Origin of the sequence: Kitasatospora sp. GAS1066B (genome assembly GCF_041262605.1) — a bacterium.
Lineage (GTDB): Bacteria > Actinomycetota > Actinomycetes > Streptomycetales > Streptomycetaceae > Kitasatospora.
The window spans coordinates 49,218-67,636 of the sequence record NZ_JBGCCO010000036.1 but is presented as its reverse complement, the minus strand read 5'-3'; the positions used below and the strand labels follow the sequence as shown (position 1 = coordinate 67,636).

Here is an 18,419-nt window from a genome sequence, read left to right as displayed (position 1 = left end):
CATGGACTATCTGACCGTGCTCGACAGGATTTCCCAAGCCGCCCGGCAGGTTTCCACTGCCGGCACGGTCGCCTCATACATCCCGGCGCTGACCCGAGTCGATGCCACCGCCTTCGGGTTCGCGGTCGCCCACGTCGATACCACCGGACCAGTCCACGGCACCGGGGACTGGCGGGTGCCGTTCTCTATCCAGTCCGTCTCCAAGGTCTTCGCTCTCGCGCTGGTCCTGGCTGCGGACGGCGACGCGCTGTGGCAGCGCGTCGGCAAGGAGCCTTCTGGTTCCCCGTTCAACTCCCTCGCCCAGCTGGAGCGCGAGCGAGGCATCCCGCGCAACCCCTTCGTCAACGCCGGCGCCTTGGTCGTCACTGACCGTCTGCAGACCCTGACCGGCGACGCCAGCGGAGCCCTGCGAGACTTCCTGCGCGCCGAGAGTGGCAACCCCGCCCTCGATTTCGACTCCCGCGTCGCCGCCTCCGAGCGGCGTCAGGGGCACCGCAACGCCGCCCTCGCCCATCTGCTGGCGGACCACGGCAAGCTCGCCAATCCCGTACGAACCGTCCTGCACCACTACGTCAAGCAGTGCTCCATCGCCATGACCTGCCAAGATCTCGCGCTTGCCACCTGTCTGCTGGCTCGGCACGGCATCCGAGCTGACGCCAGCCGTCTGCTCACCCGCAGCGAGGCCAAGCGCATCAACGCCGTCATGCTGGTCGGAGGCACTTACGACGCGGCCGGCGAGTTCGCCCACCGCGTGGGTCTACCGGCCAAAAGCGGCGTGGGCGGAGGCATCATCGCCGTTGTTCCCGGTCGCTGCGGACTCTGTGTCTGGGGGCCGGCCCTGGACGAGCATGGCAATTCCGTCGCCGGCATCACCGCACTGGACGCATTCACCACTCTCACCGGCTGGTCCGTGTTCTGACCTCCTCGTCCCCGCGACCGTGGACTGCGCGAACGAGGAGAACAGCCCCTGGCCCGCCGCCGGCGGCTGCGAAGCGGAGTTCCTGCTCTGTCTGGCCTGCTCGTTGATGCAGCGGAACTGGGCGTCCCGGTCCGGGTGCTGGGCGTCTTCCAGCACCTTGGCGTTGCTCTGCAGGGAGAAACCCGCCCCGGGCGGCAGGGAACCCACCGACGGCGTGGGGACCCGGTGCCGCGCGGTTAGCTCAGCGGCCAGGGCCCGGGTCGACCCCGTGGTCCAGCGCAGCGGCAACATCGGATCCCCGCGCTTGTCCGACCCCATCAGCTCCAGCGGCGTCCCGAGCAGCCCGGATCCATCCCCTCCAGCCGCTTACAGTCCCCGCCCTCCCACCGCGTTCGCCCCAACGGCGGCTGGCCGGAGTCGAGTTCGCTCACGCCGTGTGGGACCGTTGCCTCGCGCACCCTAGCGGCACGCGCGACCGGCCCGATCCTGCCGCCGCCCCAGCGCCCGTACCTCGGCCCCCGTCAGCGCCGCTGACGCTGGGCCTGTGGGAACAGCACCTGGAACTTCGCCGCCAACGACGCCTTGGCCTCCCCTGACACATCCGTGCCGCGTCCCCGTCACACCACCAGGTCGCACAGCGAGAACCGACGCTTCTTCTTCTACCGGCCCTTACCTGCCCCAGATCTTCAGGTAAGCCTCACGATAACCCTGCGGGTCCCATGAGGACTTGCCGCCGCTGTTGGCCGCGGTGGTGATGTGTACCGGGGGGACGTAGCCGCTGGCCGGCTCGCCGGCGAACGACCGGTTGAACTCGTCGACGATCTGCCAGCCTTGCTCGATGAGCGGCTCGGGGACGGTGGCGGACTGGAACCGCTTGCTGTTGATGCGCTGGAAGGCCGAGGGGTCGCCGTCGCCGGCGCCGATGTTGAACGGGGTGCCCGCGCCCTGCTTGCCGCCGGCGCGCAGCGCGGGTGCGGCGTCGGCGAAGTACAGGTCGTTGATGGCGACCGAGTAGGTCCAGCGGCTGCCGAACCGGGACAGGAGCGAGGAGGCTTCCTGCGGGGTGCGGTTGCCGGCGTCGGAGATCGGGATGATCTCCGACGCCAGGGTCTTCACGTCCGGGCAGGTCTTCAGCTCCTTGTCGATCAGGTCGGACTTGTTCTGGGCGAAGGGGATGGAGGCGTCGGTGAAGACGGCCACGCCGGCGTGGCCGTTGGAGTCGGCGATGATCCAGTCGGCGCTGATCTTTGCGACGTCCTGGACGCGGGTGGTGACGTTGGTGAAGAGCTTGGGATTGGTGCTGGGGCCGGGGTCGGCGACAGCGTGCCAGCCGATGAGCGGGATGCCGGCGGCGTTGGCCTGCTGGGTTTGCTGGGCGGTGGAGCTGGGATCGAAGCCGCCGATGACGATCCCGGACGGCTTGATGGCGATGGCCTGGCTGAGCGCGGACTGGATGCCGGCGGGAGTGCCCTGGCCGTCGATGATCCGTACGGTCCAGCCGATGGCCTTGGCCGCCTCCTGGACGCCTTGCGCGGCTCCGGAGACGCCGGGGTTGGTCATGTCCTGCGCGACGTAGACGATGGTTCCCCCGCCGGCCGCCGTCGGGCCGGTGACCGGGCCGGACCATGGGGCGTCGACGCTCTCGGCCTGGCTGACCGCCTGCTTCGCAGCGGCCAGCGCGCCGGGGCAGCCGGCCTTCGCGGAGTCGGCGCTGGCACCGGCCTGCGTGCCTGTCGCGCAGGCGGTGAGGGCGGTGGCGGCCAGGGCCAGGACGGCTGCGGCTGTCACGGTTGTGGTGAAAGGGGGGTGGTGGCGCACAACGGGCTCCTGCTTGAGGTCAAGGACGCGGTCGCGGCGAAAGGGGTGGTGGGTCCGTGCTTCAGGGAACGCGGTGTCGCGGGCCCTTGGGAAGCGGCTCGCGGGCGGGTGCCTCGTCGATCGCTGCGGGCTCGGTGGGCGGGGCCGGCGCCGTCTGGGTGCTGCGGCTCGCGGTCGCTCCGGCGCGCAGTCGGCGGCGGGCGGAGAAGCCGGCTAGGCCGACGGCGAGAAGCAGGGTCGCGCCGTTGAACAGCGGGGTTGCCCAGAACTCGGCGCCGAGCTGTCCGATGCCGGCCAGGCCGATGGCGAGGACAGCTACGGCGACGACCGTGCCGGCGGCGTTGGCGCGCCCGGGCTTGATTGCGGTGGAGCCGAGCAGGGCGCCGACGAAGGCGGGTAGCAGGTAGTCCATGCCGAGGCTGGGGTTGCCGATCTGCTGCTGCGCGGCGAGCAGGACACCGGCGAAGCCGACGACCAGGCCGGAGCCGGCGAAGGCGTAGATGCCGTAGCGGCGGGTGGGAATGCCGACCAGTTCGGCGGCGCGGGTGTTGGAGCCGATGACGTACAGGTATCGGCCCAGCGGTAGCCGTTCCAGTACCACCCACAGGAGCGCGGCGAGCGCGAGCACGTAGAAGGCGGGAACCGGCAGGCCCAGGAAGGAGGAGTCGTAGATGTCGGTGAAGGACGCCGGAAGGCCGCTGTTGCCGGGCACGATGCGGGCGCCGCCGGTGATCTGGCCGGTGATCGCGTACAGCACGCTGCCGGTGCCGAGTGTGGCGATGAAGGAATCGATCTTGGCGAACTCCACGACCACCCCGTTGAGTACGCCGACCACTCCCATGCCCGCGATGACCACGATGCAGGCGACCGGCCAGGGCCAGCCCTCGTTGACGATCAGCTGCATGGCCAGGACGTGGGCGAGTCCGAGGCCGTAGCCGATGGACAGGTCGAACTTTCCGGTGACGATCGGGATCATCGCGCCGAGGGCGAGGAGAGCGGGGATCGACTGGGTGGACAGGATCGACGAGGCGTTGGCAAGGGTCGGGAAGGTGTCGGGCAGGATCAGCGAGAACAGCACGAGCAGCAGGATGGCCAGCGCCGGCAGTCCGTAGGCGCTGATGAGGCGGCCGCGCGGTCGGCTGGTGGCGGAGCGCACGGTGCTGGCGGGCGGGTTGGCCGGAGCGGGGGTGGGCATCAGTCGTTCGCCGTTCCGGTCAGCGCCGGCATCGCCGACGCGGCGTGGGTGAGTCCGGTGGTGTTGAGGTGGGCCCCGGACAGTTCGGCGGTCACGGTTCCGCGGACGAAAACCAGGGCGCGGTGGCACACGTCGGCAACTTCCTCGAAGTCGGTGGAGATGAGCAGGACAGCCAGTCCGGAGGCGAGCGCGTCGTCGAGGAGGCGGTAGATCTCAGCCTTGGCGCCGGCATCGACACCGGCGGTGGGCTCCTCGAGGATCAGCAGTCGCCGGCTGGTGCGCAGCCAGCGGCCGATCATGATCTTCTGCTGGTTGCCGCCGGACAGGGTGGCGATCGGCGCCTCGCTGTCGGCGGGCTTGACCGCGAACCGCTCGACCAGGGACGCGGCTTCGTCGCGTTCACGGCGAGGGCTGATCCAACTGAACGCCGGCCGCCCCGCGCAGCGGGGGTTGGCCAGGAAGTTCTCCCGCACGGTGAGTTCGAGGGCGCAGCCCTCCTCCTGGCGGTTGCTGGTGACGAAGCCGACACCGGCTTTGACGGCCGAGGAGACGGAGCCGGGGCGGTAGGGCTTGCCGTCGAGCAGCGCCTCGCCGTCCAGCAGCGGTCGGGTTCCGGTGAGGGCGCGCCCCAGATCCATGTGGCCGGCGCTGGTCAGGCCGACTAAGCCGAGGACCTCGCCGGCGCGTACTTGCAGGTCCACCGGGCCCACGCCGGGAACGGTGACGCCGGTCAGGCGCAGCACCATGGTCGTGGCGGCGGTTTTCGGTTCCTGTGCTGGGCGGCGGGTCTGCGGCTCGTGGCCGACGATTTCGCGGACCATGGCCGCCGGGGGTAAGCCAGCCAGTGGGCCCTGGCTGATGAGGTGGCCGTCGCGCAGTACCGCGAAGCGGTCGGCGACTTGGTAGACCTCGTCCAGGCGGTGGCTGACGTAGACGATGCCGTGGCCGCGGTCGCGCAGGGTGCGCAGTGCCTCGAAGAGCCGGGCGCAGTCCGCCGCGGGCAGGCTGGCGGTGGGCTCGTCCAGCACGATCAGGCTGGCCCGGGTGGACAGCGCCCGGGCGATGGCCACCATGGAGCGCTCGGCTCGCGTGAGGTCCGCCACCGGCGCGTCCGGGTCGAGGTGGCCGGCCACGATCGCCAACGCCTCTTGGCAGCGCTTGCGGACCGCCTTCCAGGAGACGAGCCCGCCGCGGCGGGGGTATCCGGTACCCAGGGCGATGTTCTCGGCCACCGTCATCCACTCCACCAGTCCCAGGTCCTGGTGGATGAAGGACATCTCGGTGCAGGCCGCGTCGGTGCCGAGCGGGTGTCCGGCCACGGTGGCCTGGCCCGCGTCCGCGCGGTACACACCGGCGAGAATCTTGATGATGGTGGATTTTCCGGCACCGTTTTGGCCCAGAAGGGCCAGCACGCTTCCCCTGTGGAAGTCGAGGTCGACACCGGCGAGGGCGAGGGTTGCACCGAACCGCTTGCGCAGTCCGCGGATGCTCACCAGAGGGGGCGGGGTGGATAAGGCGTCGGGAGCGTCATGCACGGACTTCTCCGGGGATCTGACAGCCGAGGGCCATTCCACCGGCTCGACCAGAATCCTGTACAGATCGCAGCATAATGGTCAAGGCTTGCGGGTGGATGTATTGCCCGAGACGTCACGGCGGCCGCAGCGAAGTGGCCTCCCGCTTGCGGCCGCCGTGGGCTGCCCAGCTGAGGGTGGCGGCGCGCCGCCACCCTCAGCTGGGCAGCATCGGGTTCTCCAACCCCGCGGCGATCTCCCGCAGGTCCTTCAGCAGCGCCGTGCGGAACTCGTCGTCGAGCCGCGCCTTCAGCACGGTGACGCTGATTGCGAACTTGGGGGAGTCGGTGCGGAAGCCGCGGACCGGCACGGCGAGGCAGGTGATGCCAGGGGTCGTCTCTTCGTCGTCGACGGCGTATCCGCGCTCCCGGGTGGCCGCCAGCTCCGCCATCAGGTCAGGCACCAAGGTGACGGACCGCTCGCTGAGCCTGGTCAGGCTTCGACTGCGCAACCGGTCCTCGGCGACCGCGGGGTCAAGCGCGGAGAGGAGCGCTTTGCCGGTCGCGGTGCAGTGCGCTGGGAATCGGTCGCCGATGTTCGCGGTCAGCCGAAGCGGCTGCGTGCCGTCGTAGCGGGCGAGGTAGAGCACGTCCAGGCCGTCCAGGACGGCGACCCGGGAGGTCTCGTGCGAGATGTGGCCGCTGCGCCGGCACAGCTCGTAGAAGTCACGGAGCTGGTCGACCGAGGACAGGTACCGGCCGCCGAGCTCCACCAGCTTGCGGCCCAGGCCGTATCCGGAGCCGACCCTGGCGATCAGGCCGGCCGCCTCCAGGGAGGCGCAGAGGTTGCCGGTCGAGGACTTGGGTAAGGCGAGCGCCCTCGCAAGGTCACTCACGGACTGCGGGCGGCCCTCTGCCTGGGCGAGGGTGTCAAGGATCGCCACCGCCCGCGTCACCGCGGGGACCAGGCTCCCCGGGTCACTTGCGTTCACCAGGACCGTCACCCACCATTCTGTTCGCCATCCAGCATATTGTTATTGTGCTGCGTGGATCGTCGAACGACAACGCCACCGGCGCAGAAATCGCAGCAGGCTCACCGGCCACTGTGCGCACCGCAAGCCGACCGACAACTCCCCGACGAGTCCTGGAGAGCTGAGCACCGCATGACCGGCAGTCCAACTGATCTACCGCCCCCGACAGCCCCCAAGGACGGGCGAGCCGCCGTCCCCGACAACGGCCCCCCGGTCTCCCGCGAGGAGTTCGACGCTCTCTTCGAAACCGTCCGCAGCTGGGGCCGCTGGTCCCCCGCCGACCGGGGCGCCTGGAACCGGGTCACCCCCGACCACGTGCGGCGCGCCGCAGCCCTGGTGCGCACCGGTACCACGGTGCCGATGGCCTTGCCCTGGAACACCGCACCGGGGCCGGACAACAGCAAACCCGCCCTGCACTACATGTCGGAACTCGGCGACATCGAACCTCCCGAACCCACCTGCCACAAGGACTTCATCGCCGCGGACTACCACGGCAAGGGCGTCAGCCACCTGGACGCGTTGTCCCACATCGCCTACCGGGGGCAGCTGTACGCGGGCCACACCGCCCGCGAAGTGGTCAACGCCAACGGAGCCGGCTTCGGCGCGGTCGCCACGCTGGGCCCGCTGGTCACCAAAGGCGTACTCATCGACCTGCCGGCCGTGCTCGGCACCGCGTGGCTCGAGCCGGGACAGGCTGTGCACGCCGAGGACGTCCTTGCCGCGGAGAAGGCGCTCGGCATCACCATCGGCGAGGGCGACGCCGTACTGCTGCGCTCCGGCCACTTCCGCCGCCGCCGCGAGCTCGGCGCCTGGAACCCGGACAACGCCAGCGCGGGCTTCCATGTGGATGCGCTCCCGCTGCTCGCCGACCGCGGCATCGCCCTGCTGGGCGGCGATGGCGACAGCGACGTGCGGCCGTCGCCGGTCGCGGGGGTCTCCTCGCCGGTCCACGCGCTCGCGATCACCGCCATGGGCGTCCCGCTGCTGGACAATCTCGACCTCGAAGCGCTCTCCGCGGCGTGCGCGGAGGCAGGCCAGTACGAGTTCCTGCTCACCGTCGCCCCGCTGAACATCCCCGGCGGCACGGGCTCGCCCGTCAACCCGGTGGCGGTGCTGTAAGTACCTGTTGTGAGTCTGATCTGACACGTTGATGCTGCCTGGCGCAGTGGCTGCAGCTCTCTGGTCGGGTGGAGGACGTGAGCGCCATTGTGTCGACAGGGTCCGCCAGGATCGCTCTGGGATGCGGGCTGGCTGCCTTCCAGCCACGGGTTCTGGCCGTTGGCGACCGTCAGCGCGGTGATCCTGGAGAACAGCCCATCGGCAGGGTGGGGTCTTCGAGCGTGTCGCCGACCGCCTCGGAGGAGATGACCGGCTAGTGCTCGTCCTCGCCACTCACTGGGTGTCGTCCCGCCCCGCTGCCGCCAGCGACGGTGGACCTGCTCCCAGGAGAGTGTCGCCAGCGTGCCAGCCCGGTGTGGGGATGATCACCTTGGCTGCTCGATCGCGATGGATCCGGTCGGCGTACGCCTCGACTCCGTGCATCTGCGAACACTTCCAATCGGCGCCGACAACCCTGCCCGTGAGCGCCGGGGGCCGGCCTAGGCTGCGGGTCGCCGGCCGGATCCGTTCGGCACCCCCGGGGCCCGGTTTGCGCCCCCGCCAGACGGGCCCCGGGGGCGATTCGCCGGTCAGATGCCGCGACCGGCCGGTGGACCGCGACGTGGCCCTTGCGCAGGGCGAACCCGTCGATGCCCAGCACGCGCGGCACCGCGTGCGCCGGACCCGGCAGGGCGCGTATCAGCCGTAGGAGAGTGGAACGGCTCACCGGGACCGCGAAGGTCTCGGCCAGGCGAGAGCCGGCCCGGCCGGCCAGAGCCCGGGCGAGCTGCTGGAACGCGGTCTGCAGGGCCTGGCTCCGCCGTCCGTGACGGAAGGTCAGCCCCGCTGCCTGCTCGACGAACGTGGAGGCGGCGAGGTGTCACCAGCCGAGCAGGACAGCAGATGGGGAAGCAGGTCCGGTGGACGGGGTCATCCCCACGCTGCGCGGGGAAGAGGGCGCAATCACCCTGATGGGGGTGATGATCCCCCGCGCGGGGCCGCAGAGTCATCCCCGCAGTGGGGCCGATGCCGGTGCGATCCGCTGCTGATACCCGCTGCTGGCCGTTCCCTCGTGTGTGGGATCTGACTGGGAGGGCGCCGGACGGGCGGGATGGATACTTGCCGGACTGCAACGTATCTCGTCACACGTTCAGCACCGTGCACCTTTGCCGGAGTGTCGGCGCCGTGGTTACTCGTCACGCCGGCGGAGGTGTCGGCTGACTTGGCTGCGGCAGGGGATCGAGCCTCGCGAGTGCGGTTCATGTCGAGGGACGACGTCGATCAAGCGGTGCGGGAGTAGTTCTCCCGATTGAGCCCTGGGCAGAGGCGCTCGCGGGGCTGTGGGCGCGCCAGTAGGCGTCGCGGTCGCCATTGGCGGCCAGGATGCAGAGTCGCAGGATGGCTTCGGCTGCCGAGCAGCGTGTCCGGTCGCCGGGCCCGTCGGGGACATTCCCCTGAACAATCCGTCAAAATTATCACCGGGACTTCGAAACACCCCGGCTGAACCCTTGCCTACGTATCTAAATACAAGCTTTTCCCGTCCCTGCAGGTGCCGAGCGAGGGCGACCATGATCATGGAGAGGATTTTCACATATACGGAGTGTACGATGCCAGGATTCATGACGGAAGCAGACCTCTTGAAACGGGCTGGTAAGCATTCAGACCTCAAGCCGTACTGTGAAGCATTGGAAACGCTGAAAACCTTGTCAAGGGCCGAGAACGCATTGCCAGGGGCCGAACGTGCACGTCTAGACTACGGATTCGAACTGGAAGCCGCCCTTAATCTCCGGCAGGCCAAGTCTTCGGAGAGGAATCTTGAATGCCGCGAAAGAATGGGGAAAATACTAAAGGGGGCAGGAGTCGCGAATTCGGCAGTAGAGGCCGATCTTGCGAGGAGAAGGCGGAGGGAGTATCAAAAAAATGAAAGGGAATCAAATAAAATAAGCAACATATATAAAGATTCCCTCAAGGGTCATGACAAGCTGGGAGTTGCAGCCCTGCAAGCGATCAATTCTGCCAAAAAAGATCCGCTCCTCAAGGATTACGTACATATCTTCACTCAGGCTGAGGCACAGCTCGGCCGGATCGAGGGCGGGTATACATCGAACCAGCGCGTACTTCCCAAAGTTAAGGAACGAGTCGCAGCCGACGAGGAGCGGGTCGGGAGGTCAATAGGGGCGGCAGCCAATCTCCTGGGGAAAGCCATGGAGGCAAGCGCAGCCGTTAGGCGCCATCCGGCTGGGAAGGCTCCGGAAGCTGACAAGAAGAACATGGAAGACGCCACAAGAGCCTTGGATATGTCCTTGGCTGCGATGGGCTTGGATCCCAAGGATGCGAGGGTCAAGAAAACATCCAAAGATCTCGCGCGGCACATCGCCGCAGACCCACCGATGTCACTGCTGGACCAAGTGAATCAATTCAATAAGCGGCTTCAGAAGCTCGTCCGCCCGGAACCTCGGCCCGTCTCCGATGCGCGTAGTCATGCCCTGCCCGGCGGCAATGCAACCCAGAACGTCCATACCCGGAACGTACATATGTGACCCGTAGCGCATGCCGCGAAGCTCTGGGTCGAACGAGCGGTTTGCGAAGTCGATGCACCGCCCCGGCCTCAGGGTCTGCCTCGCCCAGTGTTCAGCCCGGATCCACTGGGTGATAGCTGTCGGGGAGGTTCCGTAGAACGAACAGATGCCTTGCGACCTGCGATGATGGGAGTTCTCTAGGCTCTACCACGCACGATCGGCAAGGCACCTCGTAGGTGTAATCCTCTCACGCTGTCTCGGTCGTCTCCGTCGTGTTCGACGAGCCGAATCTCATCGCGGACGCGGGGCTGGCCCCGCTGGTCCGCCTGGCCGAGCGCGCCGGTCTGCCCGCCCTGGTCGGCGACAGGCTGCGCATCGAAGGCGCTGGCAGCGGCGCCGGGGCCAATCCGGCCGCGAAGGTGATGACGCTGGTGGCGGCCAAGTGCGCCGGGGCCGACTCCATCGACGACGACCGGCTCCGGCACGGCGCGATGGGCCGACTGTTCTGCAGGGTGCGCGCGCCCTCCACTCTGGGCACCTTCCTGCGCGCCTTCACGCACGGGCACAACCGCCAACTCCATGCGGTGCACCGGGACTTCCTCGCCCGCCTGGCGCAGGGCGGTTGCAAGTTCCGGGGTTGTGCGTTGGGGCGCACGGCAGGCAGGCACGGGGTTCATGATCATTGTGGTGTCTGAAGCCCGATGATCGTGAGGTGGCCCGTGCCTGCCGCTGTATCTTCTCCCATCCTTGCTGCGCTGGTGAAGCTGGGTCCGCTGGATGCGGGCCGGGTCGCTGACCTGCGCCCCTACCGCGACTCGGTGCCCGACCCGCGCTCGCGGCGGGGCCGTTGGTACTCACTGACAGCGATCCTGCTGGTGTGCGCCTGCGCGGTCGTCTCGGGCGCGAAGAGCATCGACGACGACCCCGAACGAGCACTTCCGCTCCTGGGCATCACCAACAATCCGGACGCATCCGGAACTTGATCAAGCTCTGACCGACTGGCCCGGACCTGCCCACTAATTCGTGTCGCACTCCATTGCTCGTGATAGAGGGCGGCCAACTCGCCTGCCGGGTAACGGTGGTGGTCCAGAAGTGTGGTCATCAGGCGCAAGCGGCCGCCGGTCGGCGAGGAACCGTGCCCGGAAGGCGCTTGAAGCGGCTGCCGCCGATGAGTGATCCCCGTAAGCCGCTGCGGCAGATCGCGCGTCCGTTCGTGACCAACGGCCCGTCGGGTGTGTCGATCCGCGACCGTCTCAAGGGCCTGGAGTGAGGGGCTCCGAGTTCCCGTTCAGGGTGATCCTATTGGATCCCTGTCCGGAAACCTCGGGGCCCCTCACGTCAGGTGACGGTCCCGCCCCCGTGTTCCCCGCCGGGGTGGGAGCGCCCAAACCTCCTGGAGGGAGCCGCTAATTCCTGTTGCGGCTACGACTTCTTTGCCGGCCGGACAAGCCCCTCGATGTGTGTCAGCGGTGGCACTGCTCCCATGAGAGGTGGTAGGTCGTAGTGAGGCTGCCGTCCGTTGAGTCCATGGTCATGAAGCTGGTCGTGGTACTGAGATTCGAGGTCCCGGCGTTCAGATGGAGCTGCGTGTTGATGTTCAAGTCCCGGGTCGCCCCGCAGGGCGCCCAGATCAGTGAGGCGACACTGGTGGTGTCGGTCGCCTGCCAGTCGCTGTCCATCGGGCCGGTGAAGCTGTGCGTGACGTTGGCGGTCGGCGACATGCCTTGGAAGTAGTAGTTGGCCTGCTCCTGGGAACTCGCGCCGTTGGCCAGGTAGGCGTAGCCGCGGTAGTCGGCTTCCGCGACCGCGTAGGTGAAGCCCTGCGGGGCGTTGACCTGCACCACGAGTTGGCAGTTCTTGCGGAAGTCGATGGGAGACGCGCCCACCCCGACCTGGGCGAGGTATTTGCTGTAGGTCACGGTGAAAGCAGTGTCGTCGGGCGAGACCGCGATGTTGGCCGTGCCGGCCGGGCAGCCGGAGCCGTTGAGCGTGACGAGGCCGACGGTGAAGCCGGGCGTATTGTCCAGGGCCCGCGCCTGTGCGGGGCCGCCCATGAGCATGGACGAGGCGAGCAGTGGGACGGCTGCTCCGAGGATGGTGAGCAGGCGGCGCATGAGGGTTCCCTTCGGCAGATATGTCATGTGCATGACGTTGGGTTCACTCTAGGCGTCACTGAGTGGATAGGAAGCGCTACTTTCAGCCATGCCTTGCGCGGCCCGCGGAAGGCGCCGTTCGCGCCCTGATGGATCCAGCGCTCACGCCTAACTCACAGGCGGGCACGCCATCCATCAGCGGGCATGGCCTTCCGGCCGGCCAGCGGGGGCACGGTCTGACCTCAGAACTCGCGGTGGTTCCGGGATGGAGGTGCTCATCTGCTGGCGGCCACGGACCGTAGTCTCTCTTGTGGCCCGATAAGTCTCATCAGGGTGCGGGACTTGCGGATCTGCGGGGAGGCCAGCCCGCTGTTCTGGCTCGCGAAGCGGCCTGCGGGTGTCGCCGCTCTCGTAAGACTGACCCCCAGGTGATCCCGCAGAATTGACCCCCCCTTGATCATCTGGAGGGTGCTGAAAGTGGAGGACTGGGCCGAGATACGCCGTCTGCATCGAGCGGAGGGCGTGCCCATCAAGGAGATCGCGCGGCGGCTGGGGGTGGCCCGGAACACGGTGCGGGCCGCGTTGAACGCGGACCTGCCGCCGGGTTCCAGCGAGCCCTGCGGGGGCATCTCGCGGACGCCTACGAGCCGCAGATGCGGGCCCTGCTGCAGGAGTGGCTCACGATGCCGGCCCCGGTGATCGCCGCGCGGATCGGCTGGCCGTACTCGTTGGCGCCGCTTCGCAAACCGACGCTCGAACCTCAACAACGCGCTTGCCTGGTCCGCTGCCCGCTGCCCGCTGCCCGCTGCCCGCTGGACCAGGCTATCGCCGCCCGGGCGAGCGTCATCTATGTCGAAGAGCTCCGCTCCTTGGAGGCCAAGGGCATGGGCCGCACCATCAACACGCGCATGTCCCAACAGGTACGCGGACAGATCGTGGACTGTATGCGACACGTGGCAGCCGAGGTGGGTATCGCCGTGGTCACCGTCCCGGCCCGCGACACCTCCCAGCGCTGCCCCCGGTGCCTCACCCCGCTGCGGCACCGCAAAGCCCCCGACCGGCCCACCACCGCGGGCTGGAAATGGGCCCTGCGCCCATCGTGCGGCTGGCAGGGCGACCGCGACCAAGGGGCCTGGAAGCGCATCGCCGCACGCGGCCTCACCCACCAGAGCAAAGCCGTTACCGACCGCACCAGCGGGGCCATGGCCATTCGCACGGTCGTGGACAAACTCGAAATAGGCGCGGTCATCACACCCACGCCCAAGACCGGGTGGGACCGGTCCAAGACCAGACCCACCCGGCACAAGCCCACCCGTCCGACGCCCGTCCGACGCCGGACACCCTCCCCAGCACGACCCAACGGTGGTGCCGGCCAGCGTCGGGAGGGACACGCTCACACGGACCGGACCCCGCTGCCCCGCGCAGCCGATCGGTACCAGGGCGTGACGACGATCAGCACACCCACCAACCGGCACAGACCGCGAGGAGCAGCACTGGGCGCAGGATTCCACCTGCACGCTCACGCTACCGCCCCACGGTGGGAACACATCCTCAAACCAGACACCACTGACACAGGATCATTAAGCTGATCTGCGGCCCAGCGGTTCTTCGAAGTGCGCCGGGGGCGGGAGAATGTGGGCGTGCTCCGGCTGCTTGTGGTGTTCGCACGTCGGGCTGCCGGGCGATGGTGGTGTCCGTCTCGGCTGACACCGATGTCTCTGTGATGCCTTGGAGCTCGTTGATCAGCGTGGTGTTGGGAGCTCGCCACGGGAACCGTGGAGTGTTGCTTCGAGCACGAGCGTCAGAATCCTGCCCGGCGGACTCGTGGTGGCCGGGACAGGAGCTGTCCCAACTCCTGGGCCCAGTCCAGCAGCTGTTGATGGCCATCGGCGGTCATGGAAGCTCCGGCTGGCCACGAAGGTCCCCGCTGCGGTGATTACGGCGGCCACGTGGGTGTCCTTGTGGGTGCCGACACCCAGCACGCGATCTCGACGACACAGGGGGACCGCTTAGCGCGGAAGCTTCTGAACCTTCATACCGGACATGTCCTGCCCAGGGGTGTTGGTGCAGGCGTAGTCGCCCGGGCCGTTCGTGTAGGCCAGTCCCAGGCAGCGACCCATGGCCTGCTGCCCGTAAGCGTTGGGGTGGATCGTCTCCTCGACGTTGCCCTGGATGAGAGCGGCCGAGCGGACCCACTCGGAGCGTGTCGCGGAAGGTCCGCCGTCGCCGACCAGCGAGGTCGACAGAGAGCAGGCCTCCCGCCCCTGGAGGGCGTTGTGCATGTCGAGGAAGTCAGCACGGTGGGCCCGGGCCGTGTCGTGCATCAGGGTCGCGAACTCAGGGGCGAGCTGGTCTCGCGCCCAGTCGGCGTCGGTGTTCCACATCGGGCATCCACCCTCGGACATCCGACTGGACCCGGCTTCGGGGTATCGGATCTCGGAGCCGCGCGGGAAAGGCGACGGATTGGCCTGCAGGACGATCCGGTAGCTGTCAGGGGCGTAGCCGGCGCTCTCCATGACGCGGTGGATATCGTCCAGTACCGCACCGACGCGTGTCTTGACCATCGCGGTGTTCTCCTCCACCTGCCGCTGGGCGCTGTCGCGGCAGTGGAGCGGCAGGAAACTGGGTGAGGTGATGTAGGCGCTGAAGCACTTGGCGATGATCTCACCGAAGCCCAGATCGTTGCCGCCGATCGAGACGGCGATCATCCTCACCTGGGTCCTGTGCGCGATAGCGGACAGTTGGTCGTCTTCGGGTGCCTCCCCGCGGAAGCTCTGTCCGCCGGACGCGCTGCTGAGGAGGTTCACGGACTTCGTGGCCGAGCAGGCAAGGTTGATCTTCTGGTCAACTACCACAGGCGTACTGCGGATCTCCGAGACATCAGAGCGATAGCAGTTGTTGTCGTAGGAGGTTCCATACACGCGGTGGGCGTCGTATCCCGACTGGCTCCAGGCGCGGTCGGTGCCGTTGCGGTCACTGAGGAGCGAGGTCGAGTTGCCTAACCAACGGCCGCCGTTCCCGGCGATGTAGCTGTCGCCCAGCGACACTATGGAGCTGGGCCGGTCATCAGCTGCGGCAGGAGCCGGTACCGTTACGGCCGCAGCGGAGACGACGAGGGATGCGACCACGGCGATCTGGTGGGAGAGCCTCATAACTCCAGCCTTTGGATGAGTATGTGTAGAGAGATTTCCGCCCATGCCAGCGGCTTTATCAGCGCAGTGAGTTGACACCGTGTTGAGTGGCCAGGCGTCGTGCCTCAGCCAACTAGTTTGGTGAACCCCTGCCGAAGCGACCAGTGGCCCGGGCATTACGAACGCGATGGGTAGGTGGCCAGCGTCCGGATCGGCTTCCCGGGAAGGACTCTGACTACGAGTCAGAACTTACAGTCTCGCACCGGCGCTGGAGACCGTCAGATAGTCGATGGTCGATCAGGACGAAGGTAGGAGCGGGCTTGATTCAAGGGCTCCGCGCGAGCCCGACCGCCCAGGGGCGTTTCAAAGTCCCGGTGTTCACGTGAGTCGGCAGATCAGCGGGGCCCGGAGGGTCCGGGTCGGCCCGTTACGTATGCATCGAAGCTCCAGTTGAACGAGGTGACCTTGCCAAGTCGCCTTGATCCGCTGGAGCTTCGATGTGCCGCCAGTCTGCCACCGTCTGGCTCGTCAAGTCGCCCGCTCTGGAGGATGTGGCGGGGCTCTCGCTGGCGGGGAGGCTGCGGGCGCTGCCCGATCCGCGTCGGCTGCGCGGCGTGCGTCACCCGTTCGTGGCGGTGCTGCTGGTTGCCGCCTCGGCGATGGTCGTCGGCGCACGCTCGTACGCGGCGATCGGCCAGTGGTCTGCGAGTGCTCCGCAGCACGCTCTGGCGCGGCTGGGCGCTCGTGCGGCGGGCGCGTTGGGGGTACGCGTCGCTCCGAGCGCCGCCACGATCCGACGGATCGTCAACCTGATCTGTCCCGCCGGCCTGGCCGATCTGACCGGTGCTGATCCCGGCGGTGCGCACTCGGTGGCCGTGGACGGGAAGGCCGCCCGCGGCTCCCGGCACGGCGAGGTGCCCGCGGCCCACCTGCTGGCCGCGATGACCGGCCACGGCCGCACCATCACCCAGCTGCGGGTCCCAGACAAGACCAACGAAATCACCTGCTTCACCGCGCTGCTGAAGCCCTTCGACCTGACCGGCGTCACTGTCACCGCCGACTCCCTGCACACCCAACGCACCCACGCGCGCTTCCTCGTCGAGGAGAACAAGGCCCACTACCTGCTCGTGGTCAAGGCCAACCAGCCCGAGCTGCACCGCCGACTGCGGTCACTGCCGTGGAAGGACGTCACCGCGAGGCGCTACGTTCGATGACATGAAGTGCGGGTGCGCCTGTCGTGGCCACGGTGGGCGGGTCGGTCGTGTGGCGGTGCGGCGCTCGGTGTCGGTCCTGCTGGCCGCCTGTCTGAGCGGGGCCGGGCTGACCTTGCTGACGGCCGTATAGGCCGCGGCCAGCACCCCGGTACTTGGGCAGCCCAGGGCCAGCGCGGCCGCGACCAGCAGCTGGCTGCGGGCTCGATCGACCGGGCGGCAGAGCGGATTGGGGTCCTGCCCGACGGCGCGCCGCAGCTGGCGTACCCAGGACCGTGCGGACCGAAGTGTGCTGGTGCGGGGCGGATGTGGTGGACACGGCGGGTCTCCTCGTTGCCGGAGGGTCCTTTCCCGGCAAACGGGATCAGTTCGTTATCACACAAAGCCCCCTGGTTACTGACCTCCTAGGCCCACTCCAGATCCGTGACGTGCAGCGGCGCATCCAGCAACTTCGCCTGCATGCAGGACAATTACCCCCGTTGGCAGATTGCCGAACTGTAGCGGACCAGTCGATCTCCAACTGAAGAGACTGGGTTACTTCAAGAGAGTTCAGGCGCTGTAATCGATAATCCCCGTACCAGAAATCGAGAATCGGGGGCCCGGCCTGATGTACTTCTTTTAATCCGGCTTGATGCCTCTCTTATTTGCTCGTTCCTCCGCTAGCCCCTTCCCATATTTCTGCACGGCAGGTTTCAGTACTTCGGGCATGGAAGTTCCCATTATTTGCGTGTCAATATCCTTCGTCCGCGCCGCCAGTCTACGTGTCTTGAGGTTTTTAAGGCCTACAGTGTCAAGGGCTCTCGATAGCTTACTTGGACGCACCCCCCTGGCAAGGGACCCCACATGCTGCCCAGTCCGTATGACAGCCTCTAAATCGCGCGCGGTCTCCTTGCGTTCTTTGGCCAGTTTAGGTTTCTGGTTCTTGACCACCTTGGCCAACTGGTTCAGTCTGTCTCGATTATTATCCTTCCCTAGTACCTCGGATCGAGTTGTTTCGTCAATGAGTCCCACCCGAAGCGCTTTATCGGCGTACTTCATTACTTCGCTCAGGTAGGGGGGCTCTGATTTTGGATCCTTGACGAACCCTAATTGAAGGATATCGTCCGCGACCCGAGTCGCCTCGTTGATGCGGTCTAGTTTTCCCTTTAGCTTTGTCGTTTGCAGGCGGAAGCGACCTTCCAGTGTAGGTTCTTCCGGTGGAGGCTTTTGCTTGTTCCCTGGCTGCTCCGGCATAGCTTCCCGCCCTTCTCTTGTCGCTTTCCGTGGTGCTGCACGCGTGGCAGTGATTCCCTTAATTGTGAATCGCGATACTCTGGCATTGATTTTTAACGGTTGCACGCTGTCTTCGATATAGGAAACGGCCGGAGTGCGTATTGTCGTGCGTACTTGGCGCCCCTTTTCGTGCGCACGTGCACCGAGTCCACGATCACGTGCGACACATCGAGCGCGTCTGCGGCGACCAGGCGCTCAAGGATCACCCGCCGCAGCCGGTCCCACAGCCCGGCCCTGGTCCAGATCGTGAACCTGCGGTGCACCGTCGACTTCGACAGCCCGAAGCACGGCGGCAGATGCCCAGGGTGCTTCAAAGTCTCGGGGATCGTGTAGACCGGCTGGTCAGGTATGTTCAGGAGGTCCAGCGGGCTGTTGAAGGGATCGTACGAGGCGTGGCGAAGGCCGGTGGCGATGTTGCGGTGCCCGTGCTGCCGCAGCGTGTTGATCGCCAGGTTGCGCAGGGTCGCCATGTTCTCGGGGCCGTGGCCGGTGTGGATCTTCGAGGCGTTCTCGGCGAAGGTGGTGTCGCGGACGAAGTGCGGGCGGTTCTCGATGATCCACTGCGATCTGGCGATCTGGCGATCTGGCCGAGGCGCTGGGGCGAGGCCTGATGTGAGGTCAA

The 18,419-nt window shown here is 67.3% G+C and carries 14 protein-coding genes and 3 pseudogenes; 8 read left to right on the top strand and 9 right to left on the bottom strand.

Features of this window, described 5'->3' with window-relative positions:
• Position 1 precedes the first annotated feature (1 nt).
• Positions 2-919 carry a glutaminase gene (locus ABH937_RS31680; RefSeq protein WP_370220210.1) on the top strand — a complete coding sequence of 306 codons (918 nt, stop codon included), beginning with the start codon at positions 2-4 and terminating at the stop codon, positions 917-919.
• A 135-nt stretch (positions 920-1,054) separates the two neighbouring features.
• Here ABH937_RS31680 and ABH937_RS31675 read toward each other — a convergent pair.
• From ABH937_RS31675 to ABH937_RS31655, 5 genes and pseudogenes are all read right to left on the bottom strand, one after another.
• Positions 1,055-1,210 (bottom strand): annotated as a pseudogene (locus tag ABH937_RS31675) (ISAzo13 family transposase); the annotation flags it as partial.
• Positions 1,211-1,588: 378 nt separating this feature from the next.
• A complete protein-coding gene (locus tag ABH937_RS31670) occupies positions 1,589-2,707 on the bottom strand; it encodes a substrate-binding domain-containing protein (RefSeq protein ID WP_370220209.1) in 1,119 nt (372 codons plus the stop codon).
• A 91-nt stretch (positions 2,708-2,798) separates the two neighbouring features.
• The gene (locus ABH937_RS31665) at positions 2,799-3,932 is read right to left on the bottom strand and encodes an ABC transporter permease (RefSeq protein WP_370220208.1); all 1,134 of its coding nucleotides are present in this window, start codon (positions 3,930-3,932) and stop codon (positions 2,799-2,801) included.
• Positions 3,932-5,467 carry a sugar ABC transporter ATP-binding protein gene (locus tag ABH937_RS31660; protein WP_370220207.1) on the bottom strand — a complete coding sequence of 512 codons (1,536 nt, stop codon included), beginning with the start codon at positions 5,465-5,467 and terminating at the stop codon, positions 3,932-3,934. The genes ABH937_RS31665 and ABH937_RS31660 overlap by 1 nt, the downstream gene beginning before the upstream one ends.
• A gap of 193 nt (positions 5,468-5,660) precedes the next feature.
• A complete protein-coding gene (locus tag ABH937_RS31655) occupies positions 5,661-6,446 on the bottom strand; it encodes an IclR family transcriptional regulator (RefSeq protein ID WP_370220206.1) in 786 nt (261 codons plus the stop codon).
• 159 nt (positions 6,447-6,605) lie between these two features.
• Here ABH937_RS31655 and ABH937_RS31650 point away from each other — a divergent pair, with 159 nt between their 5' ends.
• From ABH937_RS31650 to ABH937_RS31635, 4 genes and pseudogenes are all read left to right on the top strand, one after another.
• Positions 6,606-7,592: a cyclase family protein gene (locus tag ABH937_RS31650; protein WP_370220205.1), complete on the top strand. Its 987-nt coding sequence runs from the start codon at positions 6,606-6,608 to the stop codon at positions 7,590-7,592.
• A gap of 1,598 nt (positions 7,593-9,190) precedes the next feature.
• Entirely contained in the window at positions 9,191-10,111 is a 921-nt protein-coding gene (locus ABH937_RS31645) for a hypothetical protein (protein WP_370220204.1), read from the top strand.
• Between the two features lie 251 nt (positions 10,112-10,362).
• A pseudogene (locus tag ABH937_RS31640) lies at positions 10,363-10,704 on the top strand (IS1380 family transposase); the annotation flags it as partial.
• A 144-nt stretch (positions 10,705-10,848) separates the two neighbouring features.
• Entirely contained in the window at positions 10,849-11,073 is a 225-nt protein-coding gene (locus ABH937_RS31635) for a transposase family protein (protein WP_370220203.1), read from the top strand.
• Between the two features lie 480 nt (positions 11,074-11,553).
• Here the strand turns inward: ABH937_RS31635 and ABH937_RS31630 are convergent, their stop codons facing one another.
• Positions 11,554-12,231 carry a DUF4360 domain-containing protein gene (locus ABH937_RS31630; protein WP_370147038.1) on the bottom strand — a complete coding sequence of 226 codons (678 nt, stop codon included), beginning with the start codon at positions 12,229-12,231 and terminating at the stop codon, positions 11,554-11,556.
• Positions 12,232-12,651: 420 nt separating this feature from the next.
• Between ABH937_RS31630 and ABH937_RS31625 the strand changes: the two are divergent.
• Positions 12,652-12,923: pseudogene (locus ABH937_RS31625) on the top strand (helix-turn-helix domain-containing protein); the annotation flags it as partial.
• Between the two features lie 144 nt (positions 12,924-13,067).
• Positions 13,068-13,772 carry a zinc ribbon domain-containing protein gene (locus ABH937_RS31620; RefSeq protein ID WP_370220216.1) on the top strand — a complete coding sequence of 235 codons (705 nt, stop codon included), beginning with the start codon at positions 13,068-13,070 and terminating at the stop codon, positions 13,770-13,772.
• A gap of 420 nt (positions 13,773-14,192) precedes the next feature.
• On the opposite strand, the gene ABH937_RS31615 is transcribed toward ABH937_RS31620, so the two are convergent.
• Positions 14,193-15,335: a hypothetical protein gene (locus ABH937_RS31615; RefSeq protein WP_370220202.1), complete on the bottom strand. Its 1,143-nt coding sequence runs from the start codon at positions 15,333-15,335 to the stop codon at positions 14,193-14,195.
• 476 nt (positions 15,336-15,811) lie between these two features.
• Here ABH937_RS31615 and ABH937_RS31610 point away from each other — a divergent pair, with 476 nt between their 5' ends.
• Positions 15,812-16,528, top strand: a complete 717-nt coding sequence (locus ABH937_RS31610) for an ISAs1 family transposase (RefSeq protein WP_370220201.1) — start codon at positions 15,812-15,814, stop codon at positions 16,526-16,528.
• Between the two features lie 615 nt (positions 16,529-17,143).
• Here the strand turns inward: ABH937_RS31610 and ABH937_RS31605 are convergent.
• On the bottom strand, positions 17,144-17,758 hold the full coding sequence (locus tag ABH937_RS31605; protein WP_280694816.1) for a hypothetical protein: 615 nt from the start codon (positions 17,756-17,758) through the stop codon (positions 17,144-17,146).
• A gap of 92 nt (positions 17,759-17,850) precedes the next feature.
• Entirely contained in the window at positions 17,851-18,267 is a 417-nt protein-coding gene (locus ABH937_RS31600; RefSeq protein ID WP_370220200.1) for a hypothetical protein, read from the bottom strand.
• Between the last annotated feature and the right edge of the window lie 152 nt (positions 18,268-18,419).

Coding starts and splice junctions, on each gene's coding strand:
- ABH937_RS31680 (WP_370220210.1), top strand. CDS start 2: ATGGACTATCTGACCGTGCTCGACAGGATTTCCCAAGCCGCCCGGCAG.
- ABH937_RS31665 (WP_370220208.1), bottom strand. CDS start 3,932: ATGCCCACCCCCGCTCCGGCCAACCCGCCCGCCAGCACCGTGCGCTCC.
- ABH937_RS31650 (WP_370220205.1), top strand. CDS start 6,606: ATGACCGGCAGTCCAACTGATCTACCGCCCCCGACAGCCCCCAAGGAC.
- ABH937_RS31645 (WP_370220204.1), top strand. CDS start 9,191: ATGACGGAAGCAGACCTCTTGAAACGGGCTGGTAAGCATTCAGACCTC.
- ABH937_RS31630 (WP_370147038.1), bottom strand. CDS start 12,231: ATGACATATCTGCCGAAGGGAACCCTCATGCGCCGCCTGCTCACCATC.
- ABH937_RS31620 (WP_370220216.1), top strand. CDS start 13,068: ATGGGCCGCACCATCAACACGCGCATGTCCCAACAGGTACGCGGACAG.
- ABH937_RS31615 (WP_370220202.1), bottom strand. CDS start 15,335: ATGAGGCTCTCCCACCAGATCGCCGTGGTCGCATCCCTCGTCGTCTCC.
- ABH937_RS31610 (WP_370220201.1), top strand. CDS start 15,812: ATGTGCCGCCAGTCTGCCACCGTCTGGCTCGTCAAGTCGCCCGCTCTG.
- ABH937_RS31605 (WP_280694816.1), bottom strand. CDS start 17,758: ATGCCGGAGCAGCCAGGGAACAAGCAAAAGCCTCCACCGGAAGAACCT.
- ABH937_RS31600 (WP_370220200.1), bottom strand. CDS start 18,267: ATGGCGACCCTGCGCAACCTGGCGATCAACACGCTGCGGCAGCACGGG.